Consider the following 21,573-nt stretch of genomic DNA (forward strand, 5'->3'; position numbering starts at 1 on the left):
GGCGCGGCAGGTAGTGGAGGGCTTTATCACAGGGCTGCATAAAAGCCCGTTTCACGGATTTTCAGTAGAATTTGCAGAACACCGGCTTTACAATACAGGAGACAGCGTAAAGAACATCGACTGGAAACTTTTTGCCCGGACAGATAAGTTGTTCAGTAAAAGGTATGAAGAGGAAACCAATCTTCGGTGCCAGTTTGTGATGGATATTTCCTCCTCTATGTATTTTCCGCCCGGCGCTTATAACAAACTGAATTTTTCTGTGGAAGCAGCCGCTTCGCTGATCTATCTGCTGAAACGCCAGCGCGATGCGTTCGGACTCAGTCTGTTTACAGAAGAACTGTTGCTGAATACTCCGGCGAAATCGACCACAGCTCACCAGAAATATTTATTCGGTGAACTGGAACGCGTGCTTTCCAGCCCGAAAATGGAGCTAAGGACGAACCTGGAGCAGGCATTGCACCAGGTGGCCGAGCTGATCCATAAACGATCGCTGGTGGTCGTCTTCAGTGATCTTCTGAACACCCTGTACAGCGAAGAACAGACAGAAGTATTGTTTTCTGCCTTGCAGCACCTGAAATTCAATAAGCACGAAGTAGTGATCTTTAATGTAACGGATAAGGCACGTGAAGTGGATTTTGCTTTTGATAACCGTCCTTATGAGTTCGTAGATATGGAGACTGGGATGAAACTAAAAGCCCACGTTTCGGGCATACGGGAAAATTATCTGGACCGGATGAGGGCATACCGTCATGCCATACAACTGAAGTGCATCCAGTATAAGATCGATATGGTGGATGCAGACATAGCTGAAGGTTTTTATCCGGTATTGCAGGCCTATTTGATCAAGCGTCAGAAAATGAGCTAGTGAGCGCTTTTCCCGGTATCATGGCAGACGGATGATTTTCCGCAACGTCTTCGCCTCAAATGCGATCACAATTCTTTAAAATGATTGCACACGCCTGCCTGATCTCTTCTTCGGAAATGATCAGCGGAGGCGCAATGCGCATCGAATTGGCGCAATGCAGGAACCAGTCAGTAATGAGTCCATCTTCAATACAAGCGTCGATTATCCTTTTGTTCTGATCAAAATTTTCAAATTCAACAGCGATCATAAGTCCCTTTCCACGTACTTCCTTAATGGCCGGGTGCCTGAGCAGCTCGCGGAAAAGCTGGCCTTTGGCTTCAACACCGGCTATCATCTCTTCACAAAGGATGGTTTGCAGTGTCGCAAGGCCAGCGGCACAGCTTACCGGATGTCCGCCAAAAGTGGTAATATGACCCAAAATGGGGGCAGTGGCCAGGGAAGCCATGAGCTCACCAGAGCTGATAAATGCCCCGATGGGCATTCCGCCTCCTATACCCTTGGCCAGTAACAGAATGTCAGGGACTATACCGAAATGCTCGAACCCAAACAGCTTACCCGTACGCCCGAAACCCGTTTGTATCTCATCCAGTACCAGTAAGGTTCCTGTCTCTGTGCACTTTTCGCGTAGGGCCCGGAAATAAGCAGCGTCTGCCACCCGGATACCTGCTTCGCCCTGTATGGTCTCCACAAATACTGCTGCTGTGTTTTCGGTAATACGGTCGAGATCAGTGAACGAGCCGTAATGAATGAATCCGGTCCGAGGCAGCAAGGGCCGGTAGGCTTGTTTAAATTCCTCGTTGCCCATCAGGCTGAGCGCACCCTGGGTACTGCCATGATAGGAATGATGACAGGCAAGTAGTTCTGCCCGCCCGGTATAACGTTTTGCAAGTTTCATGGCTCCTTCAACAGCTTCAGCTCCTGAATTGACAAAATAGGTGCAGTCGAGGGGTGGAGGAAGGACTTCAGCCAGGGCCCTGGCAAAGTTGACCTGAGGGCTTTGTACAAATTCCCCGTAAACCATGATATGCATATAGCTTTCTGCCTGGGCCTTGACCGCGGTCACCACGTTCTGGTGGCAATGACCAACATTGCTGACCCCTATGCCTGCGATCAGGTCCATGTATCTGCGCCCGGAAGGATCATACAGGTACATGCCTTCAGCTTTGACAAATTCAAGAAGAAGCGGTGCTAAAGTAGTCTGGGCATTGTGCCGGAGGAACAGCTGGCGTTGTGTAAGCATAACAACGCAAAGGTACTAATTTCTTCCCGGTCTGCCGTTGCGGTACCTGGACAGGATCTCACGTTTGAATGCTTCCTGGGCACGGTAATACTTACCTACCGTCTTAATGGGCAGGTTCGATCTGAGCTTATAGTAATATTTCTTTTCGAGGTTCAGCTCCCGCTGCCTGATGCTGAAATCGTTAGTAATGAGTTCCTGTACCTGTGCATCTGAAAGGTCCTCGATTTCGTTGATCTTCCGGAAACTGATCATCTTCTGAAAACGTTCTTTGCGCAGTGCTGCCTGTTCTTTCTGATAGTCATTATAAATAGGCCAGAAAATCTTAGCCTCTTCAGCGCTCAGACCAAGCTTTTCGGTCAGGTATGCAATTTTATAAGTTTCAATCTCGTTGATGCGATCACCTTGTGCTTTTGCGGAGACCGTAACTGTAAAAAGCAACATTGCAGAAAGGATTAGGTTTTTCATAGTGCGTCTTTTATAAAATACTGGCCAGGTCATTCTGTGAATAATTATTTAGAATGTAATTTTCCAGTTCCATATCGGCAGTATTTGTCTTCTTGTCTTCTTTGTAGTTAGCCTCAATGTGTTCCATGATTACATCTTCATCGATATCAAACAGGATCTGTTCTGCGGCTATATCTGCATGCGGGTTTCCAGGTATCTTTTCCCGGTTGCCGGTACTGAAGAATAAAATGCCTGCTGCGGCTATAATGATAAAGCAGGCTGCAGTAGCATATTTCAGTACGCCGGACCGCCACAGCCGGAACACAGGCTTCTGGCTGATTTTGTTTGTAATACTTGTCTCCAGGTGATCAAAATAGGCATCAGGAACCGTAAAGCCGGAATCCTGAGGAACCAGCACCTTAAGCCGTTCCACTGAAATACGGGTATTGATCTCATGGCTCAGTCCGTCAAAATAACCGGAAGGAACAGTAAAGCCAGTTCCGCTCACACTCCTTTCACTATGTTCGCTATGTTCTTCCATTTCAGATATATTGATGCATCGGAGGGCAAAAGGTTTAAAAGGTAATGTCCTCATTTAGCATAAAAGTTTCTATTTTTTTGACGGCGATGTGGAATGAGGCTTTCAACGCGCCCACACTGGTACCTGTGATCTCTGCAATCTCCTCGTATTTAAGGTCATCGAAATACTTCATGTTGAAAATCAGCCGCTGTTTTTCGGGCAGACTGAGGATGGCCTTCTGTAGTTTGAGCTGCAGTTTGTCACCGTTAAAATAAGAAGACGCGACCAGGCTTTGTTCCAGTTCTCCAGATACCTCATCAAGGGGCGTATTGTTACGCTGCTTTTGTTTGTTCAGGAAAGTAATGGATTCATTGGTAGCGATCCGGTAAATCCAGGTATAGAGCTGGGAATCGCTGCGGAACTTTTCCAGGTTGTTCCATACCTTAATAAAAGTTTCCTGCACCAGATCATCTGCATCGTCATGGTCAATGACCAGCCTGCGGATATGCCAGTAGATCTTTTGCTGATATTTCTTAAGAAGCAGATTGAAGGCCTCATTGCGTGTTTTGCTATCCGAGAATTTTTCCAGGATATCTGCGTCTTCAACCTGCTTCATGTATTGTGCTTAAGCTGTTATTTGCCTGCCCTCTTCATCACTTTTTGTGCAGCCTCCACAATATTGATACTGTCCAGACCATATTTGGTCATCAGCTGGTCAGGGGTGCCGCTTTCGCCGAAACTGTCGTTCACAGCAACAAATTCCTGAGGTGTCGGCAGTTCGGTAACGAGCAGCCTGGCTATGCTTTCGCCCAGTCCGCCAAACTTATTGTGTTCTTCACAGGTTACTACACATCCGGTTTTCCGTACCGATTTCAAGACTGCCTCTTCATCCAGAGGTTTAATCGTATGGATATTGATGATCTCGGCATCGATTCCCAGATCGGCCAGTTTTTCACCTGCTTCTATTGCCTTCCATACCATGTGTCCGGTGGCAATGATGGTCACATCTTTACCTTCATTTACCATCCAGGCCTTGCCGATCTCAAATTTCTGGTCAGGATCAGTAAATACCGGGATCACGGGACGTCCGAAGCGCAGGTATACCGGGCCATGGTGCTCCGCAATGGCCATGGTCGCCGCCTTTGTCTGGTTGTAGTCACAAGGGTTGATCACCGTCATACCCGGCAGCATTTTCATGAGGCCGATATCTTCCAGGATCTGGTGGGTAGCTCCGTCCTCACCAAGGGTAAGGCCCGCATGGGAAGCACAGATCTTGACATTTTTGTCCGAATACGCCACTGACTGACGGATCTGGTCATACACCCTGCCTGTCGAGAAATTGGCAAAAGTTCCGGTAAAAGGAATTTTTCCGCCAATGGTCAGACCTGCGGCAATGCCGATCATATTGGCTTCCGCAATACCCACCTGGAAGAAACGTTCCGGAAATTCCTTGATGAAGGCATCCATTTTCAGCGAGCCAACCAGGTCAGCACAAAGCGCAACCACTTCTGGATTTTTCTTTCCGGCTTCCAGTAGCCCCGCACCGAAACCGGAACGTGTATCTTTCTTTTCTGTATATGTATATTTTTTCACAGCTTTTCTGTTTTTAGTAATCCTGCAATGTAGCGCTTAATTGTGACAAGGCATTGGCCAGTTGCTCGTCATTAGGGGCAACGCCATGCCATTTGTGAGATCCCATCATGAAATCCACACCATAGCCCATCTGTGTACTCATCAGGTTCATAATTGGTTTGCCTTTGCCGGTCAGTGACCTGGCCAGAAGCAGTGCCTTGATGATGCTGTCCATATCATTGCCGTCCGATGTGATCACCTGCCAGCCGAACGCCTCAAATTTGGCCTGAAGACTATCCAGAGAAAGTACTTTTTCGGTCGGTCCGTCGATCTGCTGGCCGTTATAGTCGACAGTAGCGATCAGGTTGTCCACTTTGTTGAAAGGCGCAAACATGGCGGCTTCCCAGTTCTGGCCTTCCTGCAGCTCCCCGTCACCGTGCAGGGAATATACTATGGAGTTATCCTTATTCAGCTTTTTGGCAAGCGCGGCACCAATGGCTACCGACATGCCTTGTCCCAATGAACCGGAAGCTATTCTTACTCCAGGAAGCCCTTCATGTGTGGTCGGGTGCCCCTGCAGCCTTGAATTCAGCTTTCTGAAAGTAGCCAGCTCACTTACCTCAAAATAGCCCGATCTGGCCAGTACACTATAGAAAACCGGAGAAATATGCCCGTTGGAAAGAAAAAACAAATCTTCGCCCTTACCATCCATCGAGAAGTTTGGATTGTGCTTCATGACTTCAAAATAAAGTGCGGTTAAAAAGTCGGCGCAGCCCAGTGACCCACCCGGATGACCGGACTGGCAGGCATGTACCATTCTGACAATATCCCTTCTTACCTGAGTAGCGATATCTTCTAGTTCATTTATTGTATGTTTCATTAATTGGGGTTATTTATTCTCACAAACTTATAGAAAAGGAGCCGGATATGCAATCGATCTCCCGCCCCGCAGACATACAAAATGCAGGCCGTATCGCCTGTAAAAACAAAAAGGGGCAGAAATACCTGCCCCTTTAATGAAAAATTAAGCTTTATGAACAAAAGTTGGTACAAAGGTAGTATATTAATTTGTGAAAAAGCTACTACCCTAGATGAACAGATGAAGAAAATCGGCCTTATCCTTATTTTTGTTACGGTATGTAATTGCGTCATAGCACAAAGAAACGGGCGCACACTGGAACTGCTTTACCGGATTTCAGGGAAACAGTCCATAATGGGCATACACAACAGGGAACCCAATACAAAGCCTGCCGCCTGGACAGACGAAATGTTTAGGGTAAGTGGTAAGTATCCGGCACTTTGGAGCGGCGACTTCCTTTTTCAGGGCGAGAATATTGCCAGCCGCCAGGTTATGATCGATGAAGCAGTAAGACAATGGAAGAAAGGTGCCTTGATCAACCTCATGTGGCATGCCTGTAACCCGGCCTTTGAGCAACCCTGCGGCTGGGATAAAAAAGGCGTGCTGAGCCAGCTCAGCGACGAGCAATGGCAGGAATTGCTCACAAGCGGTACCCGGCTTAATGTGCGCTGGAAAATGATGATGGATGAAATCGCTGTTTACCTGAAGCAGTTGCAGGACAAAGGCGTAGAAGTAATGTTCCGCCCATTGCATGAGATGAACCAGAAAGTCTTCTGGTGGGGCGGGCGTCCGGGCCCGGAAGGGACGCTTAAACTCTACCAGCTGACGCATGATTATTTTACAAAGCGCAAAGGGCTCCGTAACCTGATCTGGATATGGGACATGCAGGACTTCGGCACACTGGAGCATGATGTGAACGTTTATAACCCGGGACATGCCTACTGGGATATCGCTGCCCTCGACATTTACGACGACAAGAGTGGCTTCAGCAGGGAAAAATACGATGTTATGGTTGAAGTAGCTAAAGGCAAGCCGGTTGCAATCGGCGAATGCCAGAAATATCCTACGGCAGACCAGCTATCCAGACAGCCAAAATGGACATTTTTTATGGGCTGGTCAGAGCTGGTATTTAAATATAATAACCAGGAAGCCATCAGGATGCTAGCCGGTGCATCGAATGTCCTTACGCTGGACGAATTAAAAAAATAAAAGAATCTTCCTGTTCGGGTTTCCTTAACCGTTTTAATAACAAATAAACATACGTTTTGTGCTGATCAATCAGCCGGAGCGACCATATGAGGTTAAAATCCCCATAATCAGGTTTATTAATTTTTTCCCTCAGGAGCGGATTGTGGATACAAGGCCGCTCTTGTTTTTGGTATATATCTACCATTTCCGGGGCGGTAGGAGCGGATGTAACCCTAAAAACACCCGCTCCATGCTTCCGGAATCCCCGCGCAGGATTTTCCCTTCGTTGTCTGCATGTACTGCTCACTGATCCTGCGCGTCTTCCCCTCAACGGTCCCCATCTAAAAAAGTCCTCCCCGGACAATTCCAGTATTGCCAAGATAGTGCCAGCAGAGATTTCCACGTTTATATCACCTTCAACGCAGATCAACCCGGGAAAGCCAGGAAATAAATTCATCAATTTGTAGCAAATTGGGTATTATGCATGCATAGTAAAGCAGACGGTCCATGTCAGCGTTGACATGGACCGCCCTTGGTATATATAAGCGTAAGGTTATTTTTTCTGTTCAGAAAGGAATGTGATCAATGATGCGAACTCTTCGTAAGACAGCGAATTGGCAAGTCCTTCAGGCATCATGGACGTTTCCAGCTCCTTCCGTGTGGCAATGTCTGAGGTTTTGATGTTGCTCACCTGTCCTGCAATGTCGCGAAGGGTAACCTTGCCCGCTGTTTCGGCAGTTACAAAGCCCATATAAGTCTTGTCATCTTTTGTCGTAATCATTACTGTGGCAAAGCCTTGTGAAATTGATGCGTTTGGCTTCAGGATGGATTCCGCAATATGCTCGCGACTCATGATTGATCCAATCTGCCCCATGAAAGGCCCTTTCAGCGGTTCGCCCTTGCTCAGGCTATGACAGGCAACACAGCCTTGCTTAGTGAAAATACCTTTGCCCAGGGCCGGATTGCCTTTAATCTTTGCCATAGCCAGCATGATATCTTCTATAGAAGACTCGCCGATCTGCCCCTTTTTGTTTCTGATCTTTTCCAGGTCGATCTTATCTTCCACTTTGGCTACCGGTTTTTCCTCAACACTGAATTCAGGTATTTCCATCTGGTATTTTTCATTAAGATCGATGAAGAAGGTCTTGCCGGCAGTGCCTGATTTTCCTGCCTCAGCCAGCATAAACTGTCTGATGGCGGCAGAGCCTGCCCATTCTACGGCATCATAATAGGGGCCATGACCGTCTGGCCGGGTAGACCACCAGGTCTCTGCGGTATAGGGAGCCTCCGTCTTATACGTTCTTGCTAGTGTATTGATGATCGCAGTCTTCAGATTCTGGTCATTGCTCTTCTGATAGGCTGTGATCAGGCTGCTAACTGCTTTCTGGTCATGCACATAACGCAGTACCCATAGTGCCAGTGTAGCGTTTTCAGTACCTACTGCATTCAAACACGCATCGGTCGCATTCAGCTCCAAAAGTGCCTGTACGGCAAGGTGAGCAGGAATGATCGCCGAGTTCGGCGTTGCATGAGGACCTTCAGTATCTTTGGCCGGGGCTGCAAACGAGCTGGGTACCTTTACCCCCAGCAGTGCAGGAATTGCTTCGGCCTTACCCAGACGGCCCAGGCCGATAATGGCAGCAGCCTGTATCCTAGGTGAGTTGTCTTTAAGCCCCTCCAGGAATGGCTGTACGGGCACACTCGGTGCATTGGCCTTCCGGTCTGCAAGTGCACGCAGGGCAAATTCCCTTACCTCAGGTTCTGCTGTCAGTTTTACCAGATTTACGGTGCCTTGTGCCCCCGCGGCCTGTGCATATGTAAAGATACCGGCTACACGGTTATACAGAGGGAGAGATCTGTCGGCGGCAATAATCCACGATGCCTTTGCAGCATCAGCCGGTTTGCGGCTCAGCAATTCCTGCTGGGCATTCAGCCTGGCTACGGAGCTATTCGATTTCAGCAGTTCGCTGAGTTTTTTTACCGGTGCCTTTTTCAGATCTGGAAATGCAGTGTATTGCCAGCCCTTTGGAACGGCTCTGACAATAAAGCCTTTATCCGGACTGCCGGAATAACCCGCACCATCCCAGGCAGAAAGGTACAGTCGGCCAGAGCCGTCAACATCCAGGTCAGTGATCTGGTTCAGCTTGATAAAGTTTTCGTCCTTTTGCGTAAAGCTCGCGCCGTCAGGTGTTACACGGTGAAGGTAAAGAAAGCTGTTTCCCCAATCTGCCATCATCGGTACATGATTATATTGCTCTGGCCAGGTCGGCTCATCCATGAAAAGACAGCCTGTACCTGAGCCTCCGCCTACATCGACCAGGCCAGGCAGAATCTCTTCTGTAAAATGCTTGAACAATAACGGGTAGCCATACTCTCCTGACTGGATATGGTGACTAAAGCGGATATTCCAGCCACCTCCGTCGTTCGTATTGTCACGGGTAAAGATGTTCATGTAGGGGTCGATGGCCACGTCATAAATATTACGTGTACCATGTGTATAGGTTTCCATTTCAGTTCCGTCCGGCCTTACCCGTACGATACCGCCACCATGCATGGTTAGTTTTTTGCCGTTACGGTCCACAGCATTATAAAAGCCGAAGTCCCCGACAGCAATATAGATCCAGCCATCTATGCCCATCCGGATTCCGTTGGTGGCATGGTCGGTGCCCCGGCTCTGCAGGAATTTCGGGGCGCTGATGTGTTCGATCAAGGGCTTGGAAGGGCCATCGGCTACGCCGTCATTGTTTTTGTCTTCAAACACGACCAGGTCCATGCCGGTAGCAATTCCCTTCTCGAAAACGGTATGGAGTACAAAAACTTTGTCGCCCATAGCAATAATTCCTCTGGGATTGTCTACCGCGGCAAACTCGGTGTGGCTTTCCGGCTTTCCGTCGTTGTCTTTGTCAATCAGCTTGATGATGCTGCCTTTCCCCGGGTCTTTGCCCAGTGAACCGATCTGGTCTACACCTACAAATACTTCGCCGGTAGCTGCCACAGCAAGACATGCGGGACTTGGTGTAAGGTCGGAACCGGCAAAATTGTTCAGTATCAGCGCTCCCGGCCAGCTGGAAGCATTGCGTGGTGTATCGGCCTGAATGCTCAGCGCCTGGTGTGTTTCGGTGTTAAAACCCATGCGTGCTGCAAAACCCAGCAGCAGCAGGAAGGAGTAGATGAGTAAAAGGTTGATCTTAAACATGGTTTTGGTTATAGTCCCTGGCGGGAAATAGTGATTAGTGTGTGTTTTTGGTACTATCAAACTTACTATTTTTTGGCGATAATTCTACAGATGTTCATGCATGAAACACCGTTGTACTTACCAGGAACTTACAATAAGGTATTACCGGTGTTTCATACAGGCGCTTTGCAGCATTCTGGCGGAAATAGCCGAACCAAACCCGTATGAAACCCGGTCCAATGCCGTAGCGAAGGGGCTAAGCATTGCAAGGTATTAAGCCGGAAAAGCTTAGCTTTACCTGGAAAAGTCAGGTTTATGGATATGATTTTATTGACGCTCTGCCTGGTATTCCTGATGGTGGTCTGTGTTAGGAAACAAAAACTGACTACCGGAGGTGCCTTTGCCGCGGGATTAGTAGGGGCACTGGTGTATCTTGCCTCAGGCTGGAATGGACTGCTGATGTTGCTTGGCTTCTTCCTGGTCAGTGTCTGGGCAACTGCACACGGCCGGGCAAAGAAAGTGGCAGCGGGTGAGGTGCATTCGGGCAGGCGTAATGCAGGTCAGGTCCTGGCAAACGGGGGAGTAGCTGCGCTGATGGCAATCGCCATGATCACAGATCGGGTGCATGATGAGATGTACCTGTTAATGATGGCGGCGAGCCTTGCCTCGGCACTATCTGATACCTTATCTTCAGAATTGGGTATGGTCTACGGACGAAGGTTTTATCATATACTGAACCTCAGGCCTGGTGTCAGGGGAACAGATGGCGTCATTAGCCTTGAAGGTACGCTTGCCGGGCTGGCCGGGTCTGCCCTCGTAGCATTGATCTTCGCAGGCTGGAGTCTCCAGGCCTTATTAACAGCACTGGCGGGTATGGCGGGCAATTTTGCCGACTCATTGCTGGGTGATCTGCTGGAACGCAAAGGCCATATTGGTAATGATCTGGTGAATTTTCTAAATACGCTTGTTGCAGCGTTGGTCGTACTGGGGCTTTTTCTTGCCACACAAGCGTTTGCGTAAAAGATTTATACAATCTTTTGGCATTTACAGTCCGACTTGCTTTATATTTACGAAATGCAAGCGGTTTTTATCTGCTGACCGGCATCTTTCCGGGAAGGGCAATAATGACCTGATAACTAAACAAAATACAACTGACCAAACTAGAACCACACATGCCAAATCAAAGCAGAACATCCGGAATACCTCCAATTGCAATCATAGGCGCCTTATTCTTCATTTTCGGGTTTGTTACCTGGTTAAACTCCGTATTGATCCCTTATCTGAAGATTGCCTGTGAGCTGACCAATTTTGAGTCTTATCTCGTAGCTTTTGCTTTTTATATTGCCTATTTTGTTATGGCGCTGCCTTCCGCATGGGTACTGAAGATGACCGGATTTAAAAATGGCATGGCAGTGGGCCTGGTGATCATGGCGGTAGGCGCACTGCTGTTTATCCCCGCGGCCCTGAGTCGTACCTATATGCTGTTCCTGCTGGGACTTTTTGTGCAGGGTACCGGCCTTGCGGTGCTGCAAACTGCTTCTAATCCGTACATTACGATATTGGGTCCCGTAGAGAGCGCAGCCAGGCGGATCAGTATCATGGGTATATGTAATAAGGTCGCAGGTGCGATAGCACCTATATTGCTGGGTGCGGTCACGCTGAAAGATGCTGATGGTGTTATTGCCCGGGTAGCTACCGCAAACGCTGTGGAAAAGGCTGCCGAGCTGGATGCCCTTGCCCATAAGGTAATCTGGCCCTATGTGGCCATAATAGCAGTACTAGTGGTACTTGCCGTATTGATCTATTTTTCCGGCCTGCCTGAGGTAGATACTGAGAAAGAAGAAGGTGAAGTTGCACAGGCAAATACCAACAAGACCAGCATTATGCAGTTTCCGCATTTGTTACTAGGCGCATTTACGCTGTTCTTATATGTAGGTGTTGAAGTAATGGCCGGAGATACGGTTATTGCGTACGGTGCGACCAAGGGTATTGCTTTATCTGAGGCTAAATTCTTTACTACCTATACGCTGATCAGCATGATCGTGGGTTATATCGTTGGTATCATCTGTATCCCAAGATTTTTCAGTCAGCAAACCGCGCTGAAGGGGTCTGCGGTACTGGGCGTTATATTTTCGCTGGCTGCCATCTTTTCAGGTGGTTATACTTCGGTACTTATGATTTCCTTACTCGGGCTGGCCAATTCACTGATGTGGCCGGCGATATGGCCACTGGCCATTGATGGTCTGGGCCGCTTTACCAAGACCGGGGCTTCACTGCTGATCATGGGTATTTCCGGCGGTGCGCTGCTGCCCCTGCTTTATGGCTATCTGACCGATGTGGTCAATGCACAGCAGGCTTACTGGATCATGGTGCCCTGCTACCTGGTAATCTGGTATTATGCGGTTTATGGCCATAAACTCAGGTCCCGTTCATAATTTCGGGAGATTGAACGAAATGAACACTTTCATCAGTACCTGAAATCTTCACTGAAGTGCTATTTTAAGGGTATTGAATGAGCAAGTGTGGCGTTTTTAAGACTGAATAACATATCCATTTCCAGGAAACTGTACTTTACGATCGGGTTTACGGCTTTGCTTGTGACGATCGAACTGTGTACGTTGTGGTTTGCAATAACGACATTGTCTGCGGTCCGGTCTTATGTAAGCGGAGAAGGCCTTTGGTCCAAGGCGCAGAAGGATGCGGTCATGAACCTGCGGAGATATGCCCAAACGCAAGATGAAAATGACTACGAGGAGTTTAAGCGTTTTCTGGAGGTACCCTACGGGGACAAAGCCGCCAGGCTGGAACTGATGAAGTCCATGCCTGATTTTGAAAAGCCAGGCAGCATTTTATCCAGGGCCGGAACCATCCGGATGATGTCGATGGAATGATCAACCTGTTGATGCGTTTCCATGACGTAAGTTACCTGAAGAGGGCCTTTACCGCATGGGCGAATGCAGAACCCGCGCTGGAAAAACTGATCGTGATCGGCGAAAACCTCCACGATCTTGTCGCACAAGGTGCGGATCAGGACGAAATACAGGTGTTGCTGAAGGAGGTTGATTATATCAACGTACAACTGACCGGATTAGAGGATAATTTTTCCTATACACTTGGCGAAGGGGCCCGCTGGCTGGAGGGACTCATATTAAAGGTAGTCATGGCATTGTCGCTGACAATTGGAACGGCAACTGTACTGTTATCGGTTTCCATCAATCGGAATCTGAAAAAGGGCGTGGACGCAATTATTGAAGGTTCAGCAAGGGTAGGAAGCGGTTTACTGTCTGAGCGTGTGCAAGTATTTTCTTCAGATGAGATCGGAATGGTCGCAATGGCATTTAATGAAATGACGGCAACTGTAGAGCGGAATAAAAATGCCCGGCGCGAATTCCTGCTGAACATGAGCCACGAAGTACGTACGCCGATGAACGCAATACTTGGCTTTTCCCGGCATTTGATCGAGACAGAATATAATAAAGAACGTAGACAGTCTCTGCAACTGATCATTGAGTCTGGTGACCGTTTGCTGCAGGCACTGAATAAGGCACTTGAGCAACTGGAAATAGAGAAAGGGGGCGCTGTCATGCAAACAGTGGAAGCGACGATGTATGAGGAGCGCAATGAGGACTGGGGGAAGGGGGTCAGGGTACTGGTCGTGGAGGACAATGAGATCAACCTGATGCTGGTTCAGAAACTGCTGGAAAAGCGTGGATTCGAAGTTCTGGCAGCTGAAAATGGCAGGGTTGCCCTGCAAAGGCTTGAAGAAGCGGGGGCAGATATCGTACTGATGGACTTGCAGATGCCAGAGATGGATGGTTACGAGGCAAGCAGCAGGATCCGGGGTTTGCCTTCGGAAAAAGCAGCGGTACCCATCATTGCAATGACTGCGCATACTGTGACAGGTGACCGGGAGCGTTGCCTGGAAATCGGAATCAATGAATACATATCCAAACCGTACAGGGCGGCAGAACTTTACAGCAAGCTTTCTGAAGCCCTGTATGGCAGGTCATCTATTTCAGCAGGTCAAGCACCTGGGCCGTAGCATTTTTAGTGTCTACTTTTTTAATGATATGGGCAATGTTGCCATTCTCGTCGATAATAAAGGTGCTGCGGTTGGTACCCATATAAGTCTTTCCGTACATATTTTTTTCTCCCCATACACCATAGGCTTCCACAATCTTTTTGTCGGTATCTGCGAGCAGGGTAAACGGAAGACTGTATTTGCTGGCAAATTTATGGTGTGATTTTTCATCGTCTACGCTTACGCCAAGCACGACGATACCCTTGGCGCTGAGGCCCTGGTAGTTGTCGCGGTAGTCGCACGCTTCTGCTGTACAGCCCGGAGTGTCGTCCTTAGGATAGAAATAAAGCACGACAGTCTTCCCTGCAAACTGTCCGAGGGATACCGTGTTACCATGCTGGTCTGTTGAGGTGAAATCGGGGGCCTTCTGGCCTTCTTTTAATTCGCTCATGATGTTTATCTGTAAAAAGTAATGGAATAGTTCCTGGTGTTGTCCTTCATATCTGTAACCACCAGCTCGAGCCTATGTTTGCCCGGACCTGTATTTTCGTCAAAGGTATGCCAAAGGCCGGCAGTCTTGGTATCAAATTCCATTAGTACCCAACGTCCGTCAATGTAACCGTTAAAGCTCTTGATGCCAGACAGGTTATCGCTTATCCGGAAGGACATTTTGCTGAGGCCGGCCATACGTTTACCTTCCGAAATGTTAAGCGGGCTTACAGAGGGCGCGATGGTATCTAATGCGATAAAGAAGCTGCCGAAGTTCCGGGGGCTTGTCTTGATGTAACCATCTTCATAGGCTCCGCCCTGCGAGACCCTGTTTGTATTAACGATCAGTGCTTTTTCCCGGTATTTTTCAGGCACTGCGTCTGCCCTGATCCAGAGCTGGAACCCATTATGCAGCGGGGTAAGCTTGTTGTGTACCTGGTGTATACCGGAATAGGCCCCGGCAGCAGAATTGGGTAATTTCTTGTAAACGAAGCTCAGGTCGTCATAAAGGCTGCCTTTTGGGATGATGACCCTAATATCTTCGGTGTTGTATTCATTGGCTGTGGCATACGAAAAGGCAGGCTGACCGGAACTGCCGGCTGCAGGAAGAGGAGCGTCATCGGCACCGGCCTGAACCTGGAAACTGAGGCTGCTTTTATTGCCTTTTGCATCAGTAACAATATATTTAAGCTCATGTAACTTTCCGTCATTGAACAGCATGCGCCCGTTATTGACCAGGTTGCTGTAAATGCCGAGAGGGTTGCCCGGATCGACAAAGCTTTTTTGTATAGAACGTTTGGTATTGAGCCATGCGGGGTAATCAATGTGAGCGTTAATGGCCTTGCTGTTTTCGAACTGGAAACGTTCAAGTGCTGAGATACAGACCGGTGTACCATCCAGCTGTAATTCTATGGAATATACGCCATTGAGTCCGGAAGCGCCGTTGTGCCTGTCGGTCGTCACAATACCGAACCCGGTCTCACCGCTGAGCTGTAAGGCCGGACCAGACAACCGGTAATTGCCCGCACTTCCGGTTACCTGGTGCAGCTGCTTGGGGGTAAATTCGTTAAATGGCCTGTGGCCGAGCCGGTAGCTGTAAATAGCGTAGATCACCGGTGGGATATCATCCGGAATGTCTATACCAAAGAACTGCGGGTTAATGGTGGCTTCGTTTTTTGTATCCCTGATCTCGAAATGCAGGTGTGGCCCGCCCGAGCTCCCGGTATTTCCTGAATAAGCGATGATCTCGCCCTTATGTACAGGAATCAGCAGCGCGTTTGGGAATTCGTCGATTTCGTAGGATTTCTTTTGATATTGAAGGGCTTTGACCTCACGGGCGATTTTTGGGTTGAAGCGCTGCAGATGGCCGTATACCGAGGTGTAACCGTTGGGGTGATTGATGTAAAGCGCAAGCCCGAAACCACTGTTCTGCACGCGGAGCCTGGAAATATACCCGTCGGCTATTGCATACACAGGATAACCCTGGCGCTGGTTTGTCCGGAAATCGATACCAGAATGAAAGTGGTTCGCCCGTAGTTCCCCAAAGGATCCTGCCAGCGCTGGCGGTGTAATGTCCAGGGGCCGCCTAAAGTCAGTAAGCGGGTACTTATTTCCGCTATAGATATGCTGAGCATTTAATTTCAGGTATGCGCCTGCGAACAGGATGAACAGTAAGGGAAGTTTCATGGATGATTATTTGATGTCGAAACTGAGCAGTTGCGTCCCGTTGAGGCTGGCTTCCAGGTGGTCGCCCTGCTGAACACGGCCCACGCCTTCGGGTGTCCCGGTAAAAATGAGGTCGCCCTTTTTCAGGGTAATGTACCGGGATACAAAGGAAATGATATGTTCGAAAGAGAACAGCAAATTGGCAGTGTTGCCCTGCTGTCTCGTTTCTCCGTTAATCTGCAGGTCGAAATGGATGCCGTAAATGTCGGGGATACCAGATTTAGGTAGGAACGGGCTGATGGCAGCGGAATTGTCAAAGGCTTTGGCCAATTCCCAGGGCAGGCCCTGTTCCTTATGTTTTGCCTGGATGTCACGGGCGGTAAAATCTACGCCCAGGCCGAGCTCTTCATAATAATTATGGGCAAATTTTTCTGCGATATGCTTGCCTTCCCTGCTGATCTTGAGCACAACTTCCAGTTCATAATGGATATCGGCTGAAAAGTCCGGCAGATAGAAGGGGCGGTTGTCCTTTAATGCTGCGGTATCAGGTTTGAGAAAGATGACGGGCTGGCCAGGTACTGGATTATTGAGTTCCCTCGCATGTGCTGCGTAATTACGTCCTACGGCAATTATCTTCATAGTGTTATACTGGAGAATGCTGCTAAAATAGACATTCCTGCGCTTAAATCCTTAGAAGAAGGAATAAAACCGGGGGGCTGTTTAGAGAACAGAAATCCGTTTGACGACCGTTTCTGATCCTGCGGTGATTTTCAGGAAGTAAATACCGGCATTGAGACGGTTGGGGATGTTGTAATTTTTGGTCTGCTCCCCAGACTGGGTACGTTCATTGGAAAGCGTAACGATCTCATTGCCCAGTAAATCCATGATCTTCACCGAAAGCGGGGATTCGCGGTCCAGGCGCAGGATCAGGTTGATCTGGTCTTCGACCGGATTAGGATACACTTTAAGTACGGAGAGCAGTTTTGATGCAGGCTGCGGAATGGATTTTGTTATGCCGGTTGCGGAAGCATCCGCGTAGGGATTGGAACCAATACCATAGTTGGGCCTGTAGGTAGGAACACTTGCCTTGATCTGCGGCGTCTTACTGATCCTTTTCAGGCGGATGCTGTTGATGATACTGTCAGATTTCTGAGCATAAACCTCACTGCTGCCCAGAACACCCAAGCATAAAATGCAAAAGATATAAAGGAGCCGGGTTGTCTGGAGGGTCTTGCTCATGTTTGGTACTCGCCAAAAATATAAATAAAAAAACAAAATAATTAATGATTTTGTTCGATGATCAGATTTTTAACAATATTTAACAAGTTATTACGTTGAGCGGCTACCTGAATATTTATTTGTAGTTTTGCGCGCATAATTAAATCAAAGTGTCAGATCATAAGAATTTGAATGCGGTCACTGCTGGTGGCCTGCTGGTCAGTTTAGGGATTGTTTATGGTGATATCGGTACCTCACCACTCTACACACTTAAAGCGATCTTTAATTCGGCAGCGGCAGGGGGGCATCCGCTGGATGTAAATTTTGTACTTGGTGCTCTTTCCTGTATCATATGGACGCTTACCCTGCAGACGACGTTGAAATATGTGGTGGTGACGCTGCGGGCAGATAACAGAGGAGAAGGCGGAATTTTTTCGCTGTATTCCCTGGTACGGAAGAATGCAAAGTGGCTGGTCATCCCGGCAGTGATCGGAGGTTGTGCATTGCTGGCGGACGGTATCATTACGCCAAGTATTACCGTCACATCTGCCATCGAAGGGTTGAAACTGAAGTTCCCGGAGGTTCAGGTGATCCCGATTGTATTGACGATCATTACGGTTTTATTCGTGATCCAGCAATTTGGCACAGACCTGGTAGGCCGGCTTTTCGGCCCGGTAATGTTCCTGTGGTTCACTACACTTGGTTTCCTGGGGTTGTTATTTGTGATGCAGGACCTGAGTATCCTGAGGGCCTTCAATCCTTATTATGCGGTGATGCTGCTGGCTAAAAGCCCTATCGCCCTGCTGATCTTAGGTGGTGTGTTCCTGTGTACAACTGGTGCGGAGGCATTGTATTCAGACATGGGGCATTGCGGGCGGAAGAACATCCGGGTAAGCTGGGTATTTGTGAAGCTGATGCTGATCCTGAACTATCTTGGTCAGGGCGTGTGGACATTGAAACACGGCAATTACGATACGCACCTGAACCCGTTCTTTGAGATGATCCCGTCCCAATATTTATTGTTCCTGGTCGGTCTGGCCACGTGTGCAGCGATTATTGCAAGCCAGGCGATGATTACAGGATCTTTTACCCTTATCTCTGAAGCTGTAAGACTGAATCTCTGGCCTAAAGTTCGGATCAATTATCCGAGTAACCAGAAGGGACAGATCTATGTGCCTTCAATCAACTGGATATTGTGGGCGGGATGTATGGTTATCGTTTTGATCTTTCAGAATTCATCCAGAATGGAAGGAGCATATGGCCTGGCCATCAATATGACTTTTCTTGCTACCACCATACTGATTGCGGCCTATATGAAGCGTAAAAAAGTGCCTTTGTATGTCATCGTTGTCTTCCTGCTGATCTATGGCGCTATCGAGGTCACCTTCCTGGTAGGTAACATGGCCAAGTTCCTGCACGGTGGCTGGGTAACGGTGATGATCGGTATGGCGCTTTTCACGGTGATGTGGAGTTGGTATGTATCCCGTAAGATCAAGAACCGCTTTGTAAAGTATGTGGAGATTGAGGACTATTACCAGATCATCGGAGAATTGAGCAACGATGAGTCTGTACCTAAATACTGCTCTCAGCTGGTTTACCTGACCAGCGCCAACTTTAAAACAGAGATAGAATCGAAAATCATTTACTCGATCATACAAAAGGAACCTAAGCGTGCCGATGTGTACTGGCTGGTGCATGTAGATGTAGTTGACGAGCCGTTTACCAGGGAATATAAGGTAGAGTTCCTGATCCCGGGTAAGCTGATACGTATCGACTTCAAACTGGGTTTCCGCGTGGAGCAAAGGGTTAATCTGCTGTACCGGAAAGTTGTGGAAGAACTGGTGAAAAACGGGGAAATTGACATTACAAGCCAGTATACTTCGCTGAACAAGCACAAAATTGCCGGAGATTTCAGATTTGTACTTCTTGAAAAACATTTGTCCAAGTTTTCCAATCTGAGCTTCTATGAGCGTACGATTATGGATTATTACTTTATCCTGAAACGCCTGAGCCTTTCAGAGGTAAGAAGTTTTGGTCTGGATTCAAGCTATGTGAATGTAGAAAAGGTACCGCTGATCTTTGTGGCACCTGATGATATTGAACTGGACAGGATCAGCACATAGGAGGGTGTAGGGGTTTCCAGCATAGTTGACCGTATAAAAAAAAAGCTCCGGGGAGGAGCTTTTACTGTCTGGTTTTCCTGCCAGACAATGTAGGGATAATTAGGAGGGCAATTCAACAGATATCCTCTCCGGGATATTGTATTGAGTTATAAATACTAATGTAGAGATATATTCTCGAATTGTAGAATTTATTTTAAATATTTTTTAATTTCCACAAAAGAAGGTTTTTATTGTGTAATTTTTTCTACATATTCTGACTGTTGAGCTTGCTGTGGTGGTATCCGTAGCAAATGTACAGGATCAGCCCGACAACAAGCCAAACACCAAACCCTATCCAGTTGGAGATACCGAGCTCGCACATCATATAAAGGCAGCTGATGAGTCCCAGGACCGGGATCAGGGATAGGTTTCGGGTAATACAGTAATACATAATCACCATACAGATGAGCAGAAAAATCCACATGGGGATTTTATGTTTGAAGAGCGCCCAGCCGCTTTCATACTTGCTGTCCGCAGGAAGTGCGGAATTGGCGATAAATTCTCCGTAGGCCGAAGGGCTGAGGCTGTTCAGATAGTCGATAGCGTTGATGTTGCGTTCAACGCTGCCCGTCTTCGCTTTTTCTGCCTGTATTTCTCTTTTCAATACCACGAGCTGTTGCTTGTTCAGCGAAGTAACCAACGCAACAGGATCGTGGTTTTTCGGCTGGTTCAGGAGAAATGCGGTGCTTTCTGAGCGATAGAGACCAAAAGCGATCCCAATGCCGGCAACGAAGGCAGCCGGGATAAAGAACCTGGAATTGATATAAGGGATACGGAATTTTCCACGTTGAATACCTGGTCTGTTTTGTAATACCAGTACGCCCGCGCAAACGAGCACAAAAGCAAACAAGGTACCTATAGAGCATAAATCGGTAACCATGGTCAGGTTCATAAACAAGGCGGGTATGGCGACAACGAAACCGGTAACGACCGTAGCGAACGAAGGGGTTTTGTATTTTGGATGTATCCTCGAAAAGGATTTGGGCAGCAGGCCATCCCTGCTCATGCTCATCCATATCCTGGGCTGTCCCATCTGAAAGACCAGCAGTACACTCGCCATGGCAAAAACCGCGCTGACAGCAATGATTCCGCTGAGTAACTTGAGGTCGATCTGATCGAATACGAAAGCCAGCGGGTCTCCTACCGCCAGGGATCTGTAACTGACAATCCCGGTAAGGACAAGCGCTATCGCAACATAAAGAATGGTACAGATAATGATGGCCCACATCATCCCTCTGGGCAGGTCCCGCTGCGGGTTTTTGCATTCTTCGGCTGTGGTGGAGATGGCATCAAACCCGATGTAGGCAAAGAATACTGCAGATACACCTTTAAGTACACCGGAAATGCCGTTTGGAGCGAAGGGATCCCAATTTCTGGTGTCGACATAAAAAACGCCGACGGCAAGTACCAGCAGAATTACAGCAAGCTTGATGATGACCATAGCGTTACTTGCGTTTCTGGATTCTTTCATACCGCGGTATACCAGATAGGTAATGAAGATAATAATGCCCAGGGCTGGAAGGTCTGCAACGATATGCAGGCCACCTATGTTTGGAGCGGTAAGCCAGGCGTTGCTGGCCTCCCGGATGGAACTGTCGAGGTTTTCATAATTGCTGCCCGCGTTCATGAGTGCTTGTGCGTGCTGGTGTCCCTTGTAAGCGGTGAAGTAATCCATGGTCATCCAGTCGGGGAGATGGATGCCCTCAATTTGCAGGGCCGGTATCTTTATGGAAGATAAAAGCCCCGTAAAGTAATCAGACCAGGATATGGCAACGGTGATATTGCCAATGGCATATTCCATAATCAGCGACCAGCCGATGATCCAGGCTACCAGTTCTCCAAATGCTACATAGGAATACGTGTATGCACTTCCGGAAACAGGAACCATCGAAGCGAATTCGGCATAGGCAAAGGCAGCGAAACTACAGGCAGCTGCAGTGAAAATGAACAGAAAGATGACCGCCGGGCCGCCGTCTGCACTAGCTTTGCCAATGGTGCTGAAAATTCCGGCGCCGATGATCGCAGCGATGCCGAATGCGGTCAGGTCCTTTACGCCGAGAGTCTTATGTAAGGAGGTACCGTGTGTGGAATCGCCTTTTTCTGCGTCAGCAAGTATTTTTGATACCTCTTTTTTCCGGAAGAGTTGTTCGAACAT

The 21,573-nt window shown here is 48.2% G+C and carries 19 protein-coding genes; 7 read left to right on the forward strand and 12 right to left on the reverse strand.

Annotated features, from left to right (window positions below):
• On the forward strand, positions 1 to 865 hold an 865-nt coding region (locus tag P2W84_RS10040), incomplete at its 5' end, for a DUF58 domain-containing protein (RefSeq protein ID WP_276089979.1).
• A 55-nt stretch (positions 866 to 920) separates the two neighbouring features.
• Here the strand turns inward: P2W84_RS10040 and P2W84_RS10045 are convergent.
• Genes P2W84_RS10045 through P2W84_RS10070 form a run of 6 tightly spaced genes read right to left on the reverse strand, consistent with a single transcriptional unit; the run spans position 921 to position 5,521 of the window.
• Positions 921 to 2,105, reverse strand: a complete 1,185-nt coding sequence (locus P2W84_RS10045) for an aspartate aminotransferase family protein (protein WP_276089980.1) — start codon at positions 2,103 to 2,105, stop codon at positions 921 to 923.
• A 15-nt stretch (positions 2,106 to 2,120) separates the two neighbouring features.
• Positions 2,121 to 2,570, reverse strand: coding sequence for a hypothetical protein (locus P2W84_RS10050; protein ID WP_276089981.1), 450 nt, complete (start codon positions 2,568 to 2,570; stop codon positions 2,121 to 2,123).
• Between the two features lie 10 nt (positions 2,571 to 2,580).
• Entirely contained in the window at positions 2,581 to 3,090 is a 510-nt protein-coding gene (locus tag P2W84_RS10055) for a hypothetical protein (RefSeq protein WP_276089982.1), read from the reverse strand.
• A gap of 34 nt (positions 3,091 to 3,124) precedes the next feature.
• A complete protein-coding gene (locus P2W84_RS10060; protein WP_276089983.1) occupies positions 3,125 to 3,685 on the reverse strand; it encodes a sigma-70 family RNA polymerase sigma factor in 561 nt (186 codons plus the stop codon).
• 17 nt (positions 3,686 to 3,702) lie between these two features.
• Entirely contained in the window at positions 3,703 to 4,662 is a 960-nt protein-coding gene (locus P2W84_RS10065; RefSeq protein ID WP_276089984.1) for a transketolase family protein, read from the reverse strand.
• A 13-nt stretch (positions 4,663 to 4,675) separates the two neighbouring features.
• Positions 4,676 to 5,521, reverse strand: coding sequence for a transketolase (locus tag P2W84_RS10070; protein ID WP_276089985.1), 846 nt, complete (start codon positions 5,519 to 5,521; stop codon positions 4,676 to 4,678).
• A 153-nt stretch (positions 5,522 to 5,674) separates the two neighbouring features.
• On the opposite strand from P2W84_RS10070, the gene P2W84_RS10075 reads away from it, so the two are divergent.
• Positions 5,675 to 6,709 carry a glycosyl hydrolase gene (locus P2W84_RS10075; protein WP_276089986.1) on the forward strand — a complete coding sequence of 345 codons (1,035 nt, stop codon included), beginning with the start codon at positions 5,675 to 5,677 and terminating at the stop codon, positions 6,707 to 6,709.
• 532 nt (positions 6,710 to 7,241) lie between these two features.
• Here the strand turns inward: P2W84_RS10075 and P2W84_RS10080 are convergent.
• Positions 7,242 to 9,884, reverse strand: a complete 2,643-nt coding sequence (locus tag P2W84_RS10080; protein WP_276089987.1) for a HEAT repeat domain-containing protein — start codon at positions 9,882 to 9,884, stop codon at positions 7,242 to 7,244.
• Positions 9,885 to 10,178: 294 nt separating this feature from the next.
• Between P2W84_RS10080 and P2W84_RS10085 the strand changes: the two genes are divergently transcribed.
• From P2W84_RS10085 to P2W84_RS10100, 4 genes are all read left to right on the forward strand, one after another.
• The gene (locus P2W84_RS10085) at positions 10,179 to 10,883 is read left to right on the forward strand and encodes a DUF92 domain-containing protein (protein WP_276089988.1); all 705 of its coding nucleotides are present in this window, start codon (positions 10,179 to 10,181) and stop codon (positions 10,881 to 10,883) included.
• A 152-nt stretch (positions 10,884 to 11,035) separates the two neighbouring features.
• The gene (locus P2W84_RS10090) at positions 11,036 to 12,298 is read left to right on the forward strand and encodes a sugar MFS transporter (RefSeq protein WP_276089989.1); all 1,263 of its coding nucleotides are present in this window, start codon (positions 11,036 to 11,038) and stop codon (positions 12,296 to 12,298) included.
• 87 nt (positions 12,299 to 12,385) lie between these two features.
• On the forward strand, positions 12,386 to 12,754 hold the full coding sequence (locus P2W84_RS10095) for a hypothetical protein (RefSeq protein ID WP_276089990.1): 369 nt from the start codon (positions 12,386 to 12,388) through the stop codon (positions 12,752 to 12,754).
• Positions 12,751 to 13,905: a response regulator gene (locus tag P2W84_RS10100; RefSeq protein ID WP_276089991.1), complete on the forward strand. Its 1,155-nt coding sequence runs from the start codon at positions 12,751 to 12,753 to the stop codon at positions 13,903 to 13,905. The genes P2W84_RS10095 and P2W84_RS10100 overlap by 4 nt, the downstream gene beginning before the upstream one ends.
• On the opposite strand, the gene bcp is transcribed toward P2W84_RS10100, so the two are convergent.
• From bcp to P2W84_RS10120, 4 genes are all read right to left on the reverse strand, one after another.
• Positions 13,874 to 14,335, reverse strand: a complete 462-nt coding sequence (bcp, locus tag P2W84_RS10105; RefSeq protein ID WP_276089992.1) for a thioredoxin-dependent thiol peroxidase — start codon at positions 14,333 to 14,335, stop codon at positions 13,874 to 13,876. The two genes, P2W84_RS10100 and bcp, sit on opposite strands and share 32 nt — an antisense overlap.
• A gap of 5 nt (positions 14,336 to 14,340) precedes the next feature.
• Positions 14,341 to 16,059, reverse strand: a complete 1,719-nt coding sequence (locus tag P2W84_RS10110; protein WP_276089993.1) for a M23 family metallopeptidase — start codon at positions 16,057 to 16,059, stop codon at positions 14,341 to 14,343.
• A 6-nt stretch (positions 16,060 to 16,065) separates the two neighbouring features.
• On the reverse strand, positions 16,066 to 16,677 hold the full coding sequence (locus P2W84_RS10115) for a fumarylacetoacetate hydrolase family protein (RefSeq protein ID WP_276089994.1): 612 nt from the start codon (positions 16,675 to 16,677) through the stop codon (positions 16,066 to 16,068).
• A gap of 81 nt (positions 16,678 to 16,758) precedes the next feature.
• Positions 16,759 to 17,277 carry a T9SS type A sorting domain-containing protein gene (locus P2W84_RS10120; protein WP_276089995.1) on the reverse strand — a complete coding sequence of 173 codons (519 nt, stop codon included), beginning with the start codon at positions 17,275 to 17,277 and terminating at the stop codon, positions 16,759 to 16,761.
• 149 nt (positions 17,278 to 17,426) lie between these two features.
• Here P2W84_RS10120 and P2W84_RS10125 point away from each other — a divergent pair, with 149 nt between their 5' ends.
• Positions 17,427 to 19,379, forward strand: coding sequence for a KUP/HAK/KT family potassium transporter (locus P2W84_RS10125; RefSeq protein ID WP_276089996.1), 1,953 nt, complete (start codon positions 17,427 to 17,429; stop codon positions 19,377 to 19,379).
• A 244-nt stretch (positions 19,380 to 19,623) separates the two neighbouring features.
• Here P2W84_RS10125 and P2W84_RS10130 read toward each other — a convergent pair whose 3' ends face one another.
• Positions 19,624 to 21,573, reverse strand: a complete 1,950-nt coding sequence (locus tag P2W84_RS10130) for an amino acid permease (protein ID WP_276089997.1) — start codon at positions 21,571 to 21,573, stop codon at positions 19,624 to 19,626.

The organism is Pedobacter sp. JY14-1 (assembly GCF_029269825.1).
Classification (GTDB): Bacteria; Bacteroidota; Bacteroidia; order Sphingobacteriales; family Sphingobacteriaceae; genus Pedobacter.